At 34.3% G+C, this 18,879-nt stretch carries 20 protein-coding genes and 2 pseudogenes; 8 read left to right on the forward strand and 14 right to left on the reverse strand.

Translation table 11 applies throughout. The features are described 5' to 3' along the window. Positions 1–177 precede the first annotated feature (177 nt). Both OLM54_RS02850 and OLM54_RS02855 read right to left on the reverse strand, forming a co-directional pair. A complete protein-coding gene (locus OLM54_RS02850; RefSeq protein ID WP_264537101.1) occupies positions 178–834 on the reverse strand; it encodes a hypothetical protein in 657 nt (218 codons plus the stop codon). A 285-nt stretch (positions 835–1,119) separates the two neighbouring features. Next, a complete protein-coding gene (locus OLM54_RS02855; protein ID WP_264537102.1) occupies positions 1,120–2,850 on the reverse strand; it encodes a M14 family metallopeptidase in 1,731 nt (576 codons plus the stop codon). A 238-nt stretch (positions 2,851–3,088) separates the two neighbouring features. Here OLM54_RS02855 and OLM54_RS02860 point away from each other — a divergent pair, with 238 nt between their 5' ends. Next, on the forward strand, positions 3,089–4,438 hold the full coding sequence (locus OLM54_RS02860) for a DEAD/DEAH box helicase (protein ID WP_264537103.1): 1,350 nt from the start codon (positions 3,089–3,091) through the stop codon (positions 4,436–4,438). Between the two features lie 220 nt (positions 4,439–4,658). Next, the gene (locus OLM54_RS02865) at positions 4,659–5,105 is read left to right on the forward strand and encodes a hypothetical protein (protein ID WP_264537104.1); all 447 of its coding nucleotides are present in this window, start codon (positions 4,659–4,661) and stop codon (positions 5,103–5,105) included. A gap of 186 nt (positions 5,106–5,291) precedes the next feature. Here OLM54_RS02865 and OLM54_RS02870 read toward each other — a convergent pair whose 3' ends face one another. The 4 genes from OLM54_RS02870 to OLM54_RS02885 form a co-directional block, all read right to left on the reverse strand. Next, entirely contained in the window at positions 5,292–5,870 is a 579-nt protein-coding gene (locus OLM54_RS02870; protein WP_264537105.1) for a PhnA domain-containing protein, read from the reverse strand. A gap of 177 nt (positions 5,871–6,047) precedes the next feature. Further along, positions 6,048–6,506 (reverse strand): pantetheine-phosphate adenylyltransferase, encoded by a 459-nt coding sequence (coaD, locus tag OLM54_RS02875; RefSeq protein ID WP_264537106.1) that lies wholly within the window; start codon positions 6,504–6,506, stop codon positions 6,048–6,050. A gap of 118 nt (positions 6,507–6,624) precedes the next feature. Then, positions 6,625–7,317, reverse strand: a complete 693-nt coding sequence (locus OLM54_RS02880; protein WP_264537107.1) for a DUF421 domain-containing protein — start codon at positions 7,315–7,317, stop codon at positions 6,625–6,627. Between the two features lie 229 nt (positions 7,318–7,546). Beyond that, positions 7,547–8,518: a D-alanine--D-alanine ligase gene (locus OLM54_RS02885; protein WP_264537108.1), complete on the reverse strand. Its 972-nt coding sequence runs from the start codon at positions 8,516–8,518 to the stop codon at positions 7,547–7,549. A 152-nt stretch (positions 8,519–8,670) separates the two neighbouring features. Here OLM54_RS02885 and OLM54_RS02890 point away from each other — a divergent pair, with 152 nt between their 5' ends. Together OLM54_RS02890 and OLM54_RS02895 are read left to right on the forward strand one after the other, a co-directional pair. Beyond that, complete coding sequence (locus tag OLM54_RS02890; RefSeq protein ID WP_264537109.1) at positions 8,671–9,294, forward strand: PASTA domain-containing protein; 624 nt, start codon at positions 8,671–8,673, stop codon at positions 9,292–9,294. Beyond that, complete coding sequence (locus OLM54_RS02895; RefSeq protein ID WP_264537110.1) at positions 9,284–10,324, forward strand: RluA family pseudouridine synthase; 1,041 nt, start codon at positions 9,284–9,286, stop codon at positions 10,322–10,324. The genes OLM54_RS02890 and OLM54_RS02895 overlap by 11 nt, the downstream gene beginning before the upstream one ends. Before the next feature lie 235 nt (positions 10,325–10,559). Here OLM54_RS02895 and OLM54_RS02900 read toward each other — a convergent pair whose 3' ends face one another. The 8 genes and pseudogenes from OLM54_RS02900 to OLM54_RS02930 all read right to left on the reverse strand — a co-directional run bounded on the left by OLM54_RS02900 (position 10,560) and on the right by OLM54_RS02930 (position 16,170). Further along, on the reverse strand, positions 10,560–11,423 hold the full coding sequence (locus OLM54_RS02900; RefSeq protein ID WP_264537111.1) for an ABC transporter ATP-binding protein: 864 nt from the start codon (positions 11,421–11,423) through the stop codon (positions 10,560–10,562). A 26-nt stretch (positions 11,424–11,449) separates the two neighbouring features. After that, positions 11,450–11,830: a hypothetical protein gene (locus OLM54_RS02905; RefSeq protein WP_264537112.1), complete on the reverse strand. Its 381-nt coding sequence runs from the start codon at positions 11,828–11,830 to the stop codon at positions 11,450–11,452. A 160-nt stretch (positions 11,831–11,990) separates the two neighbouring features. Then, the gene (locus OLM54_RS02910) at positions 11,991–12,611 is read right to left on the reverse strand and encodes a sulfurtransferase (RefSeq protein ID WP_319802305.1); all 621 of its coding nucleotides are present in this window, start codon (positions 12,609–12,611) and stop codon (positions 11,991–11,993) included. Further along, positions 12,503–12,823: a hypothetical protein gene (locus OLM54_RS21605; protein ID WP_319802306.1), complete on the reverse strand. Its 321-nt coding sequence runs from the start codon at positions 12,821–12,823 to the stop codon at positions 12,503–12,505. The genes OLM54_RS02910 and OLM54_RS21605 overlap by 109 nt, the downstream gene beginning before the upstream one ends. Positions 12,824–12,876: 53 nt before the next feature. Then, positions 12,877–13,680 (reverse strand): ThuA domain-containing protein, encoded by an 804-nt coding sequence (locus OLM54_RS02915; RefSeq protein ID WP_264537113.1) that lies wholly within the window; start codon positions 13,678–13,680, stop codon positions 12,877–12,879. 60 nt (positions 13,681–13,740) lie between these two features. Then, positions 13,741–14,129 (reverse strand): annotated as a pseudogene (locus tag OLM54_RS02920) (DUF1398 domain-containing protein). 109 nt (positions 14,130–14,238) lie between these two features. Continuing rightward, a pseudogene (locus tag OLM54_RS02925) lies at positions 14,239–15,225 on the reverse strand (alpha/beta fold hydrolase). Between the two features lie 90 nt (positions 15,226–15,315). Beyond that, a complete protein-coding gene (locus OLM54_RS02930) occupies positions 15,316–16,170 on the reverse strand; it encodes a mechanosensitive ion channel family protein (RefSeq protein ID WP_264537114.1) in 855 nt (284 codons plus the stop codon). Positions 16,171–16,419: 249 nt separating this feature from the next. Between OLM54_RS02930 and OLM54_RS02935 the strand changes: the two genes are divergently transcribed. The 4 genes from OLM54_RS02935 to OLM54_RS02950 are packed head-to-tail and all read left to right on the forward strand — an operon-like array spanning position 16,420 to position 18,875. Beyond that, the gene (locus OLM54_RS02935; protein WP_264537115.1) at positions 16,420–16,764 is read left to right on the forward strand and encodes a hypothetical protein; all 345 of its coding nucleotides are present in this window, start codon (positions 16,420–16,422) and stop codon (positions 16,762–16,764) included. Further along, positions 16,704–17,150, forward strand: a complete 447-nt coding sequence (locus OLM54_RS02940) for a hypothetical protein (protein WP_264537116.1) — start codon at positions 16,704–16,706, stop codon at positions 17,148–17,150. The genes OLM54_RS02935 and OLM54_RS02940 overlap by 61 nt, the downstream gene beginning before the upstream one ends. Then, entirely contained in the window at positions 17,131–17,544 is a 414-nt protein-coding gene (locus OLM54_RS02945) for a hypothetical protein (RefSeq protein WP_264537117.1), read from the forward strand. The genes OLM54_RS02940 and OLM54_RS02945 overlap by 20 nt, the downstream gene beginning before the upstream one ends. Continuing rightward, entirely contained in the window at positions 17,544–18,875 is a 1,332-nt protein-coding gene (locus OLM54_RS02950) for a fibronectin type III domain-containing protein (RefSeq protein ID WP_264537118.1), read from the forward strand. Before OLM54_RS02945 ends, OLM54_RS02950 begins: the two co-directional genes overlap by 1 nt. Positions 18,876–18,879 lie beyond the last annotated feature (4 nt).

Raw genomic sequence — 18,879 nt, forward strand, 5'->3', positions numbered from 1 at the left:
ACAGTAAGGCAAACTTTATTTCTTAGTTTCTCTCGTTGCGGGTACGGATTTTAAATCCGCGTTATCGGGTTTTTCGCTAGCGCGAGCGTCCCGCTCGTGCCCGTTTCAATTGAAATTTGCTTCTCTTTGCGTTCACGAGCGGGACGCTCGCGCTAGCTAAGGGAGAATTACTTTGATTTATGAAACAATATCATTTAACAATTCTACTAATTTCTCTTTTTCCTCTGTTAATTCTTTCGGTATTTTATCAAAAATCGAGTAAAATTTTTTGTTTAAATCAGGATGTTTATTTAGTAAAACGGGTTTGCAAGTTAGCTTATTGTTATTTAAATACTCAGCAGCTCTGATAGCTCTTCTACAAGATGCTCTAACTGCACTACCACCATTTTCACAAAGTCCATAATATTTAATACATTGACAACACCAATAGAAAAGTTGAACTCTTGTTGCTGGCGTTGTGTTTGTACATTGATTAGCAAATAACCTAGCACTTTCTCCTTTCATTTTGTAAAGCTCTTGATTAATTTCTTTTTTTACATTATCTGCCAATCTTTCCTTCTCTCTTTTAAAAATCTTATTTGTTTGTTTTTCAATATCAGTTTTGGCTATTCTAGTTTGATATAAGTACGTACCCGTTGCAAACAAAGCAAGAACTCCGACAAAACCACCTAATATTAGTGTATAAGTTTGTGATTGGTTTTCTAAAATCTTTTTATAAATCTCAACGTCAGTACTATTTTCAGTTAGTTTTTGTACTGAGGCGTATATTGTATCTTTAATAATTACAGTTTTCTGAATAATTGTATCTTGTATAATTGTTTTATTTTGATTCATTGGTTAGTTGATAGTTAAATTAGTTTTGTTGTTATGTTTAAGTCTGCTTATTTTTAAGTTTATTAACTAGAGTTTATAATTATTATATAAACTTATATAAATTTTTGTAAATCATTTTCACATCTCGAATGCTGTCTAGGAAGAGTTTATATGCCATAATTTAATTAGTTTTTAAATTCAATTTTATCTTTATCAAAGTTCTACACATAAAACTTTGTGATCTTAGCGTTTTCTCAACACAATCAAAAATCAAAAAAACCTTTGTGAACTTCGCGGTAGAAAACATCAAAGCATTCGATAAACAGGATATTGCAAATGCGCCTTTTCATAATAAACAGAATGCTTATAAATCCAGTCCAATTGCGCATCAGGATTTTTAGCAAATTCAGTATCAGTTTGTTTTTTAGATTCTAATTCGGCTTTTAAAGTTGGGTTTTCTTTTAATAATTTCGCTGCTGTATCTTCAAAAATATATTCAGAATAATGTTCTTTTTGCTGTAAAATTGGATCGAAGAAATTCCAGTTAAAAAACGAATCAACACCTTCCGGTTCAAAAGCTTCTACTAAATATTTTACACCTTTTTGATTTGTCGGAACTAAGTAATCGCCTTTGGCAAAAGCCATTTTTACTATTTTAGAAGTAACGGTTGTATTTCTATGGATATAATGACCTTCATAAGCATTTTGCGCTGTTTTAAAATCAGCAATTCTGTAACTTTCAACCTCAATAATTGTATCATTTTTAAGTTGAGAAAACGAGATATTGTTGTTCTTTAAAAGATCAATAATATTCCAATATCCTTTCGGAATGATATAAGCAAACGGTATAACAACGTCTTTTACTGATTTGAATTCTTTTATATACGGAACATCTTTTTTATACGGTTTGCTTCGGTCATAATACAAACGATTTCCTGTTGTGGCCTCGCTTTTTTTGTAACCCGCTTCATATCCTAAAAACGAAAATGTAGTTGCTTTTGTACTGTCCAGTTCCCATTGCAAAGTGTATGGTTTTCCTGGTTTATATTGCTCCAGATTTTTCACTCGAAGTTCTTTTATCTTTAGATAATTGGCATCGGTAAAATCCATTGTCGATTTCATATATTCATACGTTACTTTTACACGATCAGCATATTTTTTCAGCATATGCGTTTCAACCACAAAACCAATTGTATTAAACAACGAAGTATATCCCGTTGTATATCGCGGACTATCAACAAATTGCCCAAAACCTTTGTCCGGCGTATCTTTAAAAGAATCAACATAAGGCGTTGTTTCGATTTTCTTTTGCTGTAAATCTTTTACCAAAGCCGGCATCATTTCGGTATTCATAAAATCGCCCAAAACAGTTCCCAATTTGTTATGCTGCGTCATAATATAGGTTAGTTTATATTGATAATCAGATCCGTTGCTTACGTGATTATCGATAAAAACATCGGCATTTATTTTCTGGAAAATCTCGACAAAACTCTTTGTATTTCGAGTGTCTGATTTCATTAAATCGCGATTTAAATCATAATTTCTGGCATTTCCCCTAAAACCATAAATTTCCGGTCCGTCCTGATTGGCTCTTGTAGTTGAATTTCTGTTTAAAGCGCCGCCAATATTATAAACCGGAATACAAACGAGAACGGTATTTTTTGGTGCTTTTAGTTTTCCAATTGCCAAATCTCTGTAGAATTGCATAGTCGCGTCGATTCCGTCAGGTTCTCCGGCGTGGATTCCGTTATTGATAAAAAGTACCGCTTTGTTTTTTTGGATTTTCTCAAAATCAAATTCTTTTTCAGGATTATAAACGATCATATGCAATGGTTCTCCGGAATCTGTTAAACCCATTTCTTTCATTTGAATCCTTGGAAAATCATTAGCCAAAAGCTTATAATATGCAATAGTTTCAGCATACGAAGCAGATTGATTTCCGTTTCCTTTTTCGAAAAAAGTGTCGTATTTTTTATTGTTATTCTGAGCAAAAATTGTGATGGTGAAAAGGAAAAGGTAAAATGTAAAAAGTTTCATGGATCTGGTTTTAATAGAAACCAAATATAATAGTTTTATTTGTTTCAGGTTTTAACGCTTTGTGGTTATTTGCTTCTCGCAGATTTTGCAGATTGAGCAGATTTAATTTCAACTGATAAATAAAAAATCTGCCTAATCTGCAAAATCTGCGAGAGATAAAAACTTTACACCTTTGCAGTAAAAAAACTTGAAACAAAAGAAAACCTGAAACTTGAAACCTTTTAATTACTTTTGCAAAATGAATAAAAATCACCATTCCAACAATATACTTTCGAATTTAGGTATTGAGAGCCTAAACGAAATGCAGGAAGTTGCTCAGGACGCAATTTTAAACGATAACAATGTTTTGCTTCTTTCTCCAACAGGATCAGGAAAAACACTGGCTTTTTTGCTTCCGGTTTTAGAATTATTACAGCCGGAAATTCTTTCGGTTCAATGTTTAATTTTAGTGCCTTCGCGTGAATTAGGTTTGCAAATCGAGCAGGTTTGGAAAAAAATGGGAACGCAATATAAAGTGAATATCTGCTACGGCGGACATTCTATTGATACTGAAATTAAAAATTTAAGCAATCCGCCAGCGGTTTTAATTGGAACTCCGGGCAGAATTGCAGATCATATTGACAGAGATACTTTTCGTACAGACAAAATTCAGACTTTAATTTTAGATGAATTTGACAAATCACTGCAGTTGGGTTTTCATGAGCAAATGTCATATATCATTGGCAAATTAACAAAACTAAACAAACGCGTTTTGGTTTCGGCAACTTCAGATATTGAAATTCCGAGATATACCAGAGTTGTTAATCCAACAGTTTTGGATTTTATTCCCGAGGAAGAAGAAAAAGCGAATCTTTCGATGAAAATGATTGTTTCGCCAGCTAAAGATAAGTTGGAAAGTTTGTTCAATTTAATTTGTTCATTGAAATCACAGTCGGCAATTATATTTTGTAACCATCGCGATGCTGCAGAACGTATTAGTGATACATTGAACGAAAAAGGAATTTACGCCACGTATTATCATGGCGGAATGGATCAGGATGAACGCGAGCGCGCTTTGATTCAGTTTAGAAACGGAAGTATGAGTTATTTAATCACAACAGATCTTGCCGCACGTGGATTGGATATTCCGGAAATGAAACATGTAATTCATTATCATTTACCTTTAAAAGAAGATGAATTTACACATCGTAACGGTCGTACGGCACGTATGCAAGCTACAGGAACGGCGTATATAATTATTCACGAAAGTGAAAAAAAACTGGATTATATCGATTACGGAATGGAAGTTTTGAATGTAGAAAACACCACGACTTTACCAAAACCACCTGAATATCAAACAATTTATATTAGTGGAGGAAAGAAAACAAAACTGAATAAAATTGATATTGTTGGTTTCTTCTCTCAAAAAGGAAAATTGGAAAAAGGTGATTTAGGTTTAATCGAAGTAAAAGATTTTATCTCGTTTGCAGCTGTAAAATACAATAAAGTAAAAGACTTGCTTCATAATGTAAAAGACGAGAAAATGAAAGGCAAGAAATTTAAAATTGAAGTTGCCCGTAAGGTTGTCAAGAAAGAAGAAGAACGATAAAATTTGTTTTTTTCAGAATTTCACGAAAATTCAGAGACTTTATAGTTGTGTTTTTTAATTTTAATTTATTGATTATTAAAAAGTTGCAGTTTTTAATGTGCCGAATGAAGTAATTTTAACTAAAATTCACAATTTAATGTTAATAAAAGAGTGGTTTTAGAAGTAATTTTTCATAATTTCGGCGTTTATTATAGTAGTAAAAATTAACCCCAAAATCGTTATGAAAAAGATTATTACCCTTGCTATTTTGTTTTTTAGCGTTGTTTCGTTTGCGCAGATTAAAGTTCTTGAAACTGTACCTGTTGAAAAATTAGGAAAAGTAAATAACAACTATATTCAAAAAATTGGAGATGAATATACTGTTTATTACACAAGTATTCAAAATGATGATGATTCGTCAGCATTGAGAAAGTTTTCATTTAAAAACGTTAACAACGATTATACAAGTCTTTATAATATTATTATGGGCGGTTTTACTGCAAGCCCATTATATGATATTAAATTAGAATTACCAAACAACTACATCTGGTTGCATTACACAGGAAGTGTTATTCCTGAGAAAGCTACAGTTCAGTTTATGGTTTCAAGCAAAGAAGCTTCTTCTGCAACAAGCAGTGTTTCTGAGCCATTCGTAAAAGATCAGATTAATAAATTATTCCAAAAATAATTTATTTTTAGTTTCAGGTTTCAGGTTTTATTTGTTCAGGTTAAACCTTTGTCATGAAATTTTAAATACAATACAAAAAAGGCTATTCAGATTTGAATAGCCTTTTTTGTATTAAAAAAGTTTCATGTTTCATGTTGAAAAAAAACTTTGAACCTTTGTTACTCTGTACCTTTGAACCTTTAAAGATTATATCTTCTTCACGTATTGCGTTATAATTACAATTTGCTGTCCGTCTACTTTTCCTTCGATATATTCAGCATTTTCATGGTCTAAACGAATGTTACGAACGGCAGTTCCTTGTTTGGCAACCATGCTTGATCCTTTTACTTTTAAATCTTTTATTAAAACAACAGAATCTCCGTGTTCTAAAATTACCCCATTACTATCACGGTGAACCAGCTTGTTTTCGTCATCTTCGCCTTCTCCGGTTGCTTTTGCCCATGCAAGCGTATCTTCGTCTAAATACATCATGTCAAGCAATTCCTGCGGCCAGCCAGCAGCACGCAATCGGCTTAACATTCTCCAGGCAACAACTTGTACCGCCACGTTTTCATTCCACATACTGTCATTTAAACATCTCCAGTGATTTAAATCTACATTATCAGGGTTTTCAATTTGGTCAATACAAGTTGCACAAGCCATTATGCTTTCGTCAAGTCCGCCTTTTTGAGTTGGTAATACCTGATATACTTTTAGGTTTTCTTCTGCTCCGCAAAGTTCACATTTAGATCCGCTACGTTTGTTTAATTCTCTTTCGATGCTCATTGTTTATGTTTATTTAAAAATGCGAAATTACTTATAATTTGCTTCGCTTGCAAGTTTGTGTTTTTGGGGTTGGTTTTGTCCTTGCGAGGAACGAAGCAATCTCATTTGCAGAATCCTTCCCAAAATGATTTATATCAGTGAGATTGCTTCGTTCCTCAAATGACTTTATGTGTGTTATTACTTCTTCACCCTAACAGCATCCGGAACCAGCATTTCATATTCGCCGCCGTTTCGCAATACATCGCGAACAATACTTGAACTTATAAAAGATGTTTTTGCAGCCGTTAATAAAAAGACAGTTTCTATTTTTGACAGTTTTCTGTTGGTATGTGCAATGGCTTTTTCGAATTCAAAATCAGCGGGATTGCGCAAACCTCTTAAAATAAAATTAGCTTTTAGTTTTTTGGCTAGATCTATAGTCAATCCTTCATAGGTAATAACAGAAATTTTAGGTTCATCTTTGAATGTTTCTTCGATAAAACGTTTTCTTTCTTCGAGTGAAAACATGTATTTTTTTTCGGCATTAACACCAATTGCAATTACGATTTCATCAAAAAGAGAAATTCCTCTTTTAATAATATCTTCGTGACCAAGTGTTATTGGATCAAAAGATCCCGGAAATATGGCTTTTCTCATTTCTTTTAAGGTTCAGAGTTTCATAGTTACAAAGGTTCAAAGTTTTTTAATTAAACTATGTTGAAACCTTTATTTTTTTGGAATTTTCCCGATAATTATCGGGATTGGAATTTATCTTTTACGTTATTCTGAGTGTTTTTATGGCAGGAACCCATTCTTCTTTTTTACAGACTTTGCATTTTGCAGTTCCTGATTTTTGTTCTTCGGTGTGGCCGCAAAAAGTGCAGGCATGAATACCGTCATTTTGAATGTTTTTACTTTTTTCATTAAACAAGCCAGGCAAAATTGGCAAGCCATATTTTACATCTTTATCTTCATAAAAAAATACGCTTATTTCGCCACTTGTTTCTATAAAAGCATGTTTTACCTGACCAAGATGTTCGATAGATTTAATACGAAGTTCAGAGAAAAATTCATCTTGCGCCAGACTTTCTTTTTTGAAAGTTGCTACAGAAAATTTACCGTCGTTTATCAAACATTCGGTTTTGCCTTCAATAAATTCTTCAAATCTTTTGCTTTTTCCAGTCAGCCAGGTTACGGCGCGGTACAAAATTATAATTACGGTAAAAACAATTGCGGCAGGAACAATTCCAACATCTTCATAAAACATTGGATCTCCGGCTGCAGAACCTAAGGCGATTATAATTACGGTTTCGAAAATCGACAATTGTTTAACGCCTCGTTTTCCTGCCAGTTTTAAAGTCAACAGCAAAATCGTGAACATTACTGTGGAACGAAAGATAACCTCCAGCGCGAAATTTTCGGGCAAATCATTGTAAAAAATTCTATTCCATTCGAATATTTCGTTCATTTTTTTAGTTGCTAAGGTTCTTAGGTGCTAAGTTTTTTTCTTTTTGTCATTTCGACGGAGGAGAAATCACATCCAGAGAGCGACAAACTGTGTGTCTTCACTTTATGTGATTTCTCCTCCGTCGAAATGACAAGATTATGAATAATGACTTTAAAAAATAAGGTTCTGAGATCTTAGTAACTTAGTCCCGAAGCTTCGGGATAGAATCTCAGAACCTTAGTATCTTTTGCTAAGCTAACGCTAACTCAATCGCATTGGTGAATAAATCTTCAAGAGAAATTCCGGCTGCTTTTGCTTGTTGCGGAATTAAACTTTCGGTTGTTAAACCCGGAATTGTATTCATTTCAAGCATATAAGGTTCGTTGTCTACAATGATAAATTCGCTTCTTGAAAAACCCTTCATTTTTAAAACTTCGTAAGCACGTTTGGCAGTTTCTCCTACTTTTTGTGTTAGTTCGTCTGAGATTCTGGCAGGCGTAATTTCTTGTGATTTTCCTTCGTATTTCGCTTCGTAATCAAAGAAATCATTATCTGAAACGATTTCAGTAATTGGTAAAACCTTAATTTCTCCTTTGTAATTAATTACTCCAACAGAAACTTCGGTTCCGTCAAGAAAACTTTCGATGATAATTTCGTTGTCTTCTTTATACGCAACTTCAATTGCGATAGGCAATTCGGCCGCACTTTTTACTTTTGAGATTCCAAAACTTGAACCCGCTTTGTTTGGTTTTACGAAACATGGCAAACCTACTTTTTTTACGATTTCGTCTGTATTGATAACATCGCCTTTATTTAGGTAATAAGAAATCGCAGTTTTGATTCCGTATGGTTTTAAAACCGATAATAAATCACGTTTGTTGAATGTAAGCGCCGATTGGTAATAATCGCATGACGATTGTGGAATGCCTAATAATTCAAAATAAGCCTGCATTAATCCGTCTTCGCCCGGAGTTCCGTGAATGGCATTAAAAACACAGTCAAAAGTAATTTTTTGTCCGTTTACTGTAACCGAAAAATCATTTCTATCAATTGGGAATTCGGCATCATTTTCGTCTACATAAACCCATTTTTCTTTAAAAATATGAATACGAAATCCGTTGTATTTTGTTTTATCAAGATATTGGTGAACGACGTTTCCTGAGATAAGCGAAATTTTATATTCACTTGAATATCCGCCCATGATGATGGCTATGTTTTTCATTGATTTGATGTTTATTTGTTTGATCGTTAATCGTTTAATTTGTTTCAAGTTTCAGGTTTTAGCTTTTTTGCCGTACTTTCTTGTTTTAAACAAAATTATCATTTTTTTTGAAACGAAATAGCTTTATCTTTGCCACAACTAAAAATAAATTTATGAGTTTACGTAAGTATTTAACTAGCCGTGTGTTCTTTTTACAAATATTGGCTGCGGCTGCTATTATTGCCGTTTTAGGTTATTTGTTTATGCATTGGTTGACTTTTACAACTGATCACGGGCATGAAATTACGGTTCCGAATTTGTCTAAACTGACTGAGGAGCAAGTAGAATCAAAATTAGATGAATTAGACCTGGATTATGTGCTTTTGGATAGTGTTGATTATCGAAGCGGATTTCCTAAATACAGTGTTGTTGAGCAAGATCCGTTGCCGGGAACGAAAGTTAAAGTAGGTCGAAAAATATATATTAAAATAAATGCATCCGGATTTTCTTCTGTAAGAATTCCGGATTTAATCGAAAAAACATATCGCGAAGCTGTTCCAACTCTTAAAGCTTTAGGGCTTGAGGCGGGAACGATTACTTATATTCCAAACTTAGGAAAAGATATGGTTTTGGAAATGCGTTATAAAGGAAGAAACTTAAAAGTAGGAGACCGTGTGCTGAAAGCTTCTAAAATCGACTTGGTTTTAGGTGACGGAAAAGCAACGTATGTAGATGAAAGTCAGGCAACAGACAGCTTAGCTGAGCCAGCTCCAGAAACCCCAAAAGATGAACAATAATAATGAAAATTTAGATCTGGAAGACGAATTATTCGAACATTTTAGATTTGAAGTCCCAAAAGGTCAGGCGCTTTTGCGTATTGACAAATATTTAATGAATTTGATTCAGAATGCGACCCGAAATAAAATTCAGAATGCCGCAACTGAAGGAAATATTTTTGTAAATGATATTCCGGTAAAATCAAATTATAAAGTTAAACCTTTTGATGTTGTAACGGTTATGTTATCGCATCCGCCATTTGAAAATCATATTCTGCCGGAAGATCTTCCGTTGAATATTGTTTATGAAGATGATGCACTTTTACTGATTAATAAAGAGCCAGGAATGGTGGTACATCCGGGTCACGGAAATTATACGGGAACTTTGGTTAATGCTTTGGCGCATCATTTTGATAATTTGCCAATGAACAGCAGCGAGCGTCCGGGATTGGTTCATAGAATTGATAAAGATACATCCGGACTTTTGGTTGTTGCAAAAACGGAAGCGGCAATGACGCATTTGGCTAAACAATTTGAAGCTAAAACTTCTGAACGCGAATATATTGCACTTGTTTGGGGGAATGTTGCGGAAGAAGAAGGAACGATTGAAGGAAATCTTGCCAGACATTTAAAAGACCGTATGCAAATGGCGGTTTTTGCTGATCCTGAAATTGGAAAACCTGCCATTACTCATTATAAAGTTTTGGAACGTTTTGGTTATGTAACTTTGATTTCATGCCGATTAGAAACCGGAAGAACGCACCAAATTCGTGCACACATGAAACACATTGGGCATCCGTTGTTTAATGACGAGCGTTACGGCGGTCATTTGATTTTGAAAAACTACGTTTACAAAATACAAACAGTTATCGAGAATTGTTTTAAAGCGTTGCCACGTCAGGCTTTGCATGCTAAAACACTTGGTTTTGTGCATCCAAATACAGGCGAAATGATGCGTTTTGATACAGAATTACCACAGGATTTTCAAGATTGCATTGAAAAATGGCGCAATTATGGAAAGACGCATAATATGGAAGATGAGGAGAAATAATTAGATAATTTGTCGAGGATTAATTAGATAATTAGTCAATTAGAAAAATAGATAATTTTGTTATAAGTTGAAAAAAAGCTCCGATTGGAGCTTTTTTTGTTTTTACTATTTGATTAAGCTTCACTACATGTCATTTAGGAACGAAGCAATCTCACGCTGTATACTTTTTGTTAGTGTAGTTGCTTCGTTCCTCGCAATGACTTTGCATGTGTGAACTTTTAGAGCTTAATTTTTCTTAATCTCTTAATGATTCAAAAAAACTTTTTAATTTAACTCGGAGTGGTATTTTATTTTTACCGATTGATCCGGTTGGAGTTGGTAAAAGTTCGAATACCGAAGTGGGAGCAAGGCCTGATTCTATGCGGTGTGAAACATATAAAATACTCACGTTTGTTTCCTGCTTTATAGTATTGATAAGCTGAATGACCAAATCTACATTTTCGTCGTCAAGACCTTCAACAGGTTCGTCTAAAATTAATAATGGCGGATGTTTTAAAACGGCACGAACAATCAATGCAACTCTTTGCTGCCCAATGGAAAGATCGATAAAACGTTTTTTTCTTAAATGTGTCATTTCGATTACTTCGAGCCATTGCGAAACGATTTGTTTTTGATGCGTCGTAGGTTCGATATAAAGTCCGATAGAATCAAAGAAACCGGAAAGAATCATTTCTTCGAGAGTATGTCCTTTTTGAAATAAATCGGTCATTGATGTGGTGAAAATTCCAATTTGTTTTTTGATGTCCCAAACACTTTCTCCGCTTCCTTTTTTTCTTCCAAATAAGAATAAGTTTTGCCCGAATCCTTTAGGATTATCTCCGGTAATTAAGGATAAAATAGTGCTTTTTCCGGCGCCATTCGGACCAATTAATTGCCAGAATTCACCTTGTTTTATCGTCCAGGAAATATTGTCTATAATTTTTCTTTCGTCATAGCTTACAGAAACATTTTCCATTTTTATTAATACACTTTCGTGGAATGAATGCTGTTCAATAGCTTTTGGAATTGCGGCTGTATTTAAAGTTTTAAAATGGCTTTCGATTTTTGAAAGTGGGTGCAATTCATACGTATTGTCTTTAATCTGAGCTTTGTTTTCCACAAAATTCAGTACATCGGTAACACGATTTACGATTTGGATGATTGCAATAATATTGATAAATCCTTTAAGGATTCTGCCAGAATTACACGCGAAGCCTGATCTAAATGATCAAACGGATTATCGAATATAATGAAATCCGGTTTTTGACTGATGCAGTATTTCAGGAATTCTTTTTTACGTTCTCCCGAAGAAAAAGTGCGTAATTGTCTGTGTGATTCAGGCGAAGCTTCAACGGAGTCATATTGATATTCTTTTTCGATGAATTTTTCGATTGCAATATCTGAAAACAAGATTCCTTTTTTATGGTTAAAAACAGCTAATTCTCCTTTTGCTTCTCCGGAAATCAGTATGTTTATGAAGGCTTTTTTATTTACTAAATTTGATAAAAGTATATCCCAATGCTGCATTTTATATTTGTATTTTAAACTGTTGTCAGTGTTTTTTTAACACATAGAAACATAGATTTTGTAAATTTTAAAAGGCGTTTCACTTATTTAAATGCACATACCTATGTGTTAGAAACATGTTTCTTTTTGTATTCTTTTTGCACATATAAAATCTATGTTTCTATGTGTTAAACATTAAAGCCAATGCTTTATTTTGTAAACATTTCACGATCGTTGCGCGACCATTCGCTCCATGATCCTGTGTAAAGTTTGGAATTTCAATTCCGGCATAATCCATTGCTAATAATGTATGGCAGGCAGTAACTCCTGAACCACAATGTACGATTGCATTTTCTGGTTTTACATTGCCTAAAATTTCAGCATATTTTTCGGCTAAAACCTGAGGTGATTTATAAAGTCCGTCTTCATTTAAATTTTCGCTAAACGGAACATTTACAGCACCCGCAATATGTCCTGCAATTAAATCCAGCGGTTCTGTTAAACCATCAAAACGATTTTTATCTCTTACGTCGATTACAATATTTTCTTTGTTATTTCTGGCTTTTTCGACTTCTTCAATATCGGCAAGAGCCAGATTCCATTTTGCAATTGGATACCTTTCGGCTGGTTTAAAACTTTCGATTTCTGAGCTTGTTTTAAAACCAAGTTTAATCGCAGCTTGTAAACCTCCGTTTAAAACCTGAACTTTTTCGTGCCCAATTGATCGAAGCATCCACCAAAAACGCGCTGCGGCATTTGATCCATTTTTATCATCATAAATAACAATATGACTTTCAGGCAAATTCCGAGTTTAGAAAGTACTTCGGCAAATTTTTCGAATGAAGGCAAAGGATGTCTTCCGCCATTTGCGGGATCGGTTTCAACGGTTGCTAAATCCCGATTTAAATCAACGTAACGAGCACCTTTTAAATGTTCGTTTTTATAATTTTCCTCAGCATTGATTCCGGCTCTGGCATCAACTAAAATAATTCCGGCTGAATCCTGATATTTCATTACATCTTCAGGATTTATAAGGGTGAAATTTTATGAGACATTTTTAATACATTTTATTTTTTAGAATTTCCTAACCAAAGTAAAGCGTTGAGAATTAGTTTGCTTTGGGTTTCGTTTTCAAAAGTATGAGAAAGTGTTTTATTGGTTCCGTTTTCGTAATCAATATCATTATGTCCCATATTTACATAAAGCATTTTGTATTTTGTATTGGTCCAGACAACGGGATAATATCCGCTGTGCCAAATTTCATGCGGTTTTGGTCCGGTTCCTAACGGAAAACTGGATTCGTCTATTGCTAAAAGAATTTTTATATCCGGATTTTTTCGTAAATCATTATTCCATTTATACCATTCGTTTGGCGCTGATGTAAAGGTTTTGGGCAGGTTTTTTGTTATTTGATGTTGATTTTCAACTCGTAAAACTGCTGATGTCGGGCGCCAGGTATTACTTGAATATTCACCGGAACCTAAAAAAGTATCGTGATACCAATTCCAATTTTGAGGATAACCGGAATCGTTTAAAGCAAATGCCGAAAAATGAAAACCAATCCATCCGCCGCCGTTTTCCATATATTTTTGAAATGCTTCGCGCTGACTTTGGGTTTCAGGTCTTGTGTCCAAAAATAAAACAACCTTATATTTTGCTAAAAACTTTGCATTAAGATTGTCCCAATTGCTGGTTGAATCATATTCAAAATGATTTTGCTGTGCTATTTTCGGAAACCATTTATTGGCTTCATGCACAAAACTGATATGCGCCTGATCATTTTTTGCGGTATAAAAAGCAATTACTTTAAACTTAGAATTACTTTTTTCAGATTGTGAAAATGCTGTAAAACAAGCTAAAAAAAGTATCATTAAAATACCTTTTTTAGCTGTTGGATCTATTTGTTGAAGAAAACTGGCATCGAATCTTTGTTAATCAGGAATTTTTTCGATCAATATTTCATTTCCTGATTTGTCAAAATATGTACAAGTCATTTCGATGATATCCACTCTCCATTTTGCAATTCCGCATTGTGCAGCGTGATTACAAAACGTAAGATAATCAGTTTGTCCGTCCTGATGCATTACCAAAAACTCGATAAAACGTTCTTTATTGGCAACGGCTTCGACTTTAATTTCAGGGTATTTCTCGTCAGCTGTAACATTATAATTGTTTACGCCATAATATTCAACATGTCCGTCGTTTACGAAAGTGTCATAGCCTTTTACGCCTAAAATGATTAAATCCTGTATATAATTTGAAAATCTGCACCGCTTTTTACTTTGGCATGCGCTTCTTTTATTTGTTCGATTGTAAACATATATTTTAGTTTTAGATTAGTATGCTAAAGTTTCCGCCACGAATTCACGAATTTCATTCCTAAATTATTTAAATATAATTCTTGAATTCGTGCCGGAAAACCTTATTGTTTATTTCAAAAATACGATTAATGGTTTTATAAATTGTTCAAAAGATTCAATATGCGGTAAATGTCCTGTGTTGGGAACTTCGACCAGTTTTGAATTGGGAATCGCTTTTTGTGTTTTTTTGCCTAATTCAACATAATTCCCCATTGTTTTTCTAACTTCTTCAGATACTAATTGTTTTCCTATTGCGGTTTTCTCTTGTTCCGATGATTAATAATGTTGGACTTTTGATGTTTTTAAATTCATATACAACAGGCTGCGTAAAAATCATATCGTACATAAGTGCCGAGTTCCAGCCACTTTGTCATAATTTGGTGCAGTTGTCCAGCCTGCGCTAAGTTCTGCCCATTTTTGAAAATCGGCATTCCATTTTCCATCATAATAATTTTCCATTTGGTATTTTTTAATGGCTTGATAATTTTGTTTTAGTTCTGATTCGTACCACCAATCTACAGGTTTGTACGGAACAACTAATTTCCAGTCTTCTAAACCAATTGGGTTTTCAAGGACTAATTTTTCAGCGGTTTCAGGATACATTAAGGTAAATCTTGTGGCAAGCATTCCGCCCATAGAATGTCCTAAAATGGTTGTTTTTTCGATTCCTAAATGCTCTAATAATTTCTTTGTGTTTTGAGCAAACTGCTGAAAGGTATATTGGTAATTATCGGGTTTTGATGATTTTCCAAAACCTATCTGATCAGGAACAATGACACGAAAACCTTCTTTTGTTAAGGCTTTTATTGTCGTTTCCCAATAAGCGCCATTGAAGTTTTTACCGTGTAATAAAACAATATTTTTGTTGTTGTAATTATCTGGTTTAATATCCATATACGCCATTTTTAAAAGCTGACGCTGATTGTTTAATTCTAAAAAATGAACGGGAAATGGATATTCGTAATTGGTTAAATTAATATCGAGTTCTTTTATCTTTTCCTGCTGTGAAAAACAAAGCAAAGGAAGAAGTAATAATATATAGAGTATCTTTTTCATTTCAGTTTAGTATTGGTTTGCATTAACTATAAATTTAAGGCTTACCATTTTAAAGGCAAAAATTAAAATCTTAAAGTTATATTAATTTGCTTACGACTGTTTTATGTCGGAATTTTTAAGTGTTACAACTCGCTGTGGATATGGAATATCAATATCTGATTCATCAAAACGTTTTTTGATGCTTTGCAGTAAATCGCAATACATGACAAATCCGTCTGTAGAGTTTTTTGCCCACGCCCACGCTTTTAAGGTAACGCTGGAATCTGCCAAAGCAACTACACGCGCTACAACCAAAGGTGTTTTTTGTTTCTTGTTTTCGGCTGTTCTGGTGTCAATAAAAAGAGGATGTTTTGCAATTTCATCTTTCATGATTTCTAATGCTTTGTCAATATCGGATTGATAACCAATACCAATTTCGATTATTTTACAGCATTTTGTGTCGTGCATATTGGTATTTACAATAATTTGATTGCTTATGACTGAATTAGGAATAATGATTCGATTGTTTTCGGCATCTTTCAAAACAACTTGTCTTAAATTAATATCTTCAACCGTACCCACAAAATTATTAATCGTGATTTTGTCGTTGATTCTAAAAGGTTTGAAAATTACCAGAAAAATTCCGCTTACAATATTGCTTAATGCTTGTTGAGATGCCAGACCCGCAACGAGAGAAATTACTCCTGCACCCGCCAAAAAGGAATGTCCGATGATTTTGAATTCGGGAATTTGAATTAAGGCAAAAGCAAATCCCAAAATATAAATTACGGTTATCACCAAATGTTTTAAAAACTTAAAACCGGTTGCATCATATTCTTTATCGGTTAGTTTTCGATATAAAAAATAGCGAAGCACTTTGTCTGTAACTGCGCCTAAAATAATGGTTGTAAGTGCAATAATGGTGATAATTATACCTATTCTAAAATCTTTGATAAAGTCGATCATAAGCTTTTTAATTTTTGAGAAAAATTCTAAAAGTTAGAAAAGCTAATTTACGAAGTTTTGTACGCATCTAAATGCTGTTAGCAGTAATAGTTCTGTAAATTTTAGGGTGTATTCAAATTGAAAAAAGGATTTTTAGCAGCTCTGAAAATTATAATATATTGAGAATTAGTAAGATGAAGCAGGATACGACAGGATGGTCTCCGTTTGGCTAATAAGTAAATTAGTTATACTAACATATAACCAAAATTTATGAAAAAAAGTAACCAACCATTTAAGTTTTTGCTTAAATTATTTATGATCTACGGATTTATTAACAGTTTTATGAATCTGAATGCTCAAACACTTGCTTTTCCTGAAGCCACAGGATTTGGACGATTTACCACCGGTGCGAGAGGTGCTGCAAGTCCTCAAATTTATTTGGTAACGAATTTAAATGACAGTGGTCCGGGTTCATTTCGGGATGCCGTTAGTCAGGAGGGAAGATTTGTAATATTCAGGGTGGCGGTATTGTCAATTTATTGTCTCAGGTTGTTGTGGCGAGTAATACGACTATTGCGGGACAAACTGCCACCGGAGAAGGAATTGTGTTTTTAGGCCCTAGAGTAACGTTTACGGGATCAAGTAATACGATTGCAAGATTTCTTAGAATTCGATATGGGGGAACGGCTCAAAATCAGGATGCTTCGGGACTTGCAAATGGTGCCAATATGATTTTTGATCATATGACTTTTACCTGGGGAACTGATGAAGTTTTTTCTATCAATTGGGATAATAAGGGTGTAAGTCCTGATAATATTACGATTCAAAATTCTATTATTGGGCAGGGATTACATCGCCATAATCATTCGGCGGGAGGATTGATACAGCCTTCGGGAGGAAAAATAAGTTTGATTGGTAATTTATACATTTGCAACAAAACGCGTAATAATAAAATAAAGGGAATTAACGAGTTTGTAAATAATGTTTTTACATTGGGGTAATTACGGTAATACGTACGGACATACGGAATCTGGTGACGCTTATATTATGGGAGGCGATTCTGCGGGAAGTTCTGATGTTAATATTATCAATAATTATTTTATTGGCGGACCAAATACAAGCACGACTATTTCGACGCCTTTTAATCGTGGTAATGATAATTTCTCGTTATACGGATTCGGTAATTATTTTGACAATAATAAAGATGGTGTCTTAAACGGGACTTTGGTTCCCGCAGATTTAACGGGATATCCTACGGGTGATATTTCAACAATTTTGTCAACGCCGTATGATTATCCTATGAAGAATACCACTTTAACCGCAGCCGATGCTTATAATAAAATAGTTTTAGGTGTTGGTGCTTCTTATCCAAGGCGTGATCAGTTGACAATTTGATGGTTTCAGATTTGATGTCGAAAGGAACAACGGCAACTTATGTATATGTTCAGACCGATTTAACAAGCCAGTTTGGTTTTATTAACGGTGGTGCGGGACATGTTTATGGTGCGCCGGCTCCTTTGGATACTGATAATGACGGAATGCCGGATGCCTGGGAAGAAGCAAATGGTTTGAATAAAAATACTGCCGATGCTTTATTGGTTAGTACATCGCATGCGCCTTATCTTAATATTGAGGTTTATATTAATGGATTAACGAATGAAACACCTCCCAATTTTATTATTCCGCCATCTAATATAAATTTTACAAATGTGGTTTCGACAGAAATTCCGTCCGCCAGCACTTTAACTATTAACTGGATTGATGGCGCTGCAAACGAAAATAATTATATAATTGAACGTTCTGTAAATGGTACTGATTTTACAGTAATTAATACATTAGGCGCCAATAGTATTACGTATAATGATACTGGTTTATTGCCAAATACGAAGTATTATTATCGAATTAAAGCAACAAATAGTACGGAATCATCTGTGTATGAAACGGCATCGTTAACTACACCGCCAATTCCGTTAGCGCCAACCAAGGCGACGAGTCCAAATCCTAATTCCGGGTTTGTGAATTCAGAATTGGTAAATGGTACTTTAACATTGAAATGGAGTGGAAGCTCAAACACGACAACGTACGCTGTTTATTTTGGTACAGATGCTTCGAGTTTAACAAAATTGGGAGACGTGGCTTATATTGCGAATCCATCTTATCAGGTTACGGGTTTAAGCTCGGCAATAAATTATTACTGGCGAATTGATGCTGTAAATGATAAAGGAACTGCGACTGGCGATTTATGGAGTTTTCGCGCTTTAACGCCAAGTCTCGTGGGGCATTGGCCGTTTAAAGAAGCGGCATCTGAAGGCGAACAAATTGCCGATATTTCAAGTTTTGCCAATAATGGTACTTTAGATATTGCTTATGATAATGCGAATGTAAGAGTGGCGGGAAAAGCAAATAATGCGATTGATTTTTCGACATCGGCAACAAATAAATCGATGGTAAATATTCCAAATCAGGATCATGTATTGTTTGATAAAAGTTCGTTTACGGTTTCGTTCTGGATGAAAGCGGCTCCGGCTTTATTGCCAAGTTCGTCGTCAACCAGTATTTATGTGTTGTGCAAAGGTTCGTTTACAAAAAATGCGACAACGGGCGCAACGGGAAAAAGATATAATATAGAGATAAAAGGCGGTCTTTTGCGTTTTGCCATTGATGATGATATTACAAAAAAAGAAGTGACTACGGCGGCGGCGAATATTTTACAGGCGACTGGGTAAATGT

Source organism: Flavobacterium sp. N1736 (assembly GCF_025947065.1).
Classification (GTDB): domain Bacteria; phylum Bacteroidota; class Bacteroidia; order Flavobacteriales; family Flavobacteriaceae; genus Flavobacterium.

Excerpts from the sequence above, each read along its gene's own strand:
- OLM54_RS02850 (WP_264537101.1), bottom strand. The coding sequence starts at position 834 with ATGAATCAAAATAAAACAATTATACAAGATACAATTATTCAGAAAACT.
- OLM54_RS02855 (WP_264537102.1), bottom strand. The coding sequence starts at position 2,850 with ATGAAACTTTTTACATTTTACCTTTTCCTTTTCACCATCACAATTTTT.
- OLM54_RS02860 (WP_264537103.1), top strand. The coding sequence starts at position 3,089 with ATGAATAAAAATCACCATTCCAACAATATACTTTCGAATTTAGGTATT.
- OLM54_RS02865 (WP_264537104.1), top strand. The coding sequence starts at position 4,659 with ATGAAAAAGATTATTACCCTTGCTATTTTGTTTTTTAGCGTTGTTTCG.
- OLM54_RS02870 (WP_264537105.1), bottom strand. The coding sequence starts at position 5,870 with ATGAGCATCGAAAGAGAATTAAACAAACGTAGCGGATCTAAATGTGAA.
- coaD (WP_264537106.1), bottom strand. The coding sequence starts at position 6,506 with ATGAGAAAAGCCATATTTCCGGGATCTTTTGATCCAATAACACTTGGT.
- OLM54_RS02880 (WP_264537107.1), bottom strand. The coding sequence starts at position 7,317 with ATGAACGAAATATTCGAATGGAATAGAATTTTTTACAATGATTTGCCC.
- OLM54_RS02885 (WP_264537108.1), bottom strand. The coding sequence starts at position 8,518 with ATGAAAAACATAGCCATCATCATGGGCGGATATTCAAGTGAATATAAA.
- OLM54_RS02890 (WP_264537109.1), top strand. The coding sequence starts at position 8,671 with ATGAGTTTACGTAAGTATTTAACTAGCCGTGTGTTCTTTTTACAAATA.
- OLM54_RS02895 (WP_264537110.1), top strand. The coding sequence starts at position 9,284 with ATGAACAATAATAATGAAAATTTAGATCTGGAAGACGAATTATTCGAA.
- OLM54_RS02905 (WP_264537112.1), bottom strand. The coding sequence starts at position 11,830 with ATGCAGCATTGGGATATACTTTTATCAAATTTAGTAAATAAAAAAGCC.
- OLM54_RS21605 (WP_319802306.1), bottom strand. The coding sequence starts at position 12,823 with ATGAAATATCAGGATTCAGCCGGAATTATTTTAGTTGATGCCAGAGCC.
- OLM54_RS02915 (WP_264537113.1), bottom strand. The coding sequence starts at position 13,680 with ATGATACTTTTTTTAGCTTGTTTTACAGCATTTTCACAATCTGAAAAA.
- OLM54_RS02930 (WP_264537114.1), bottom strand. The coding sequence starts at position 16,170 with ATGATCGACTTTATCAAAGATTTTAGAATAGGTATAATTATCACCATT.
- OLM54_RS02935 (WP_264537115.1), top strand. The coding sequence starts at position 16,420 with ATGAAAAAAAGTAACCAACCATTTAAGTTTTTGCTTAAATTATTTATG.
- OLM54_RS02945 (WP_264537117.1), top strand. The coding sequence starts at position 17,131 with ATGTTTTTACATTGGGGTAATTACGGTAATACGTACGGACATACGGAA.
- OLM54_RS02950 (WP_264537118.1), top strand. The coding sequence starts at position 17,544 with ATGGTTTCAGATTTGATGTCGAAAGGAACAACGGCAACTTATGTATAT.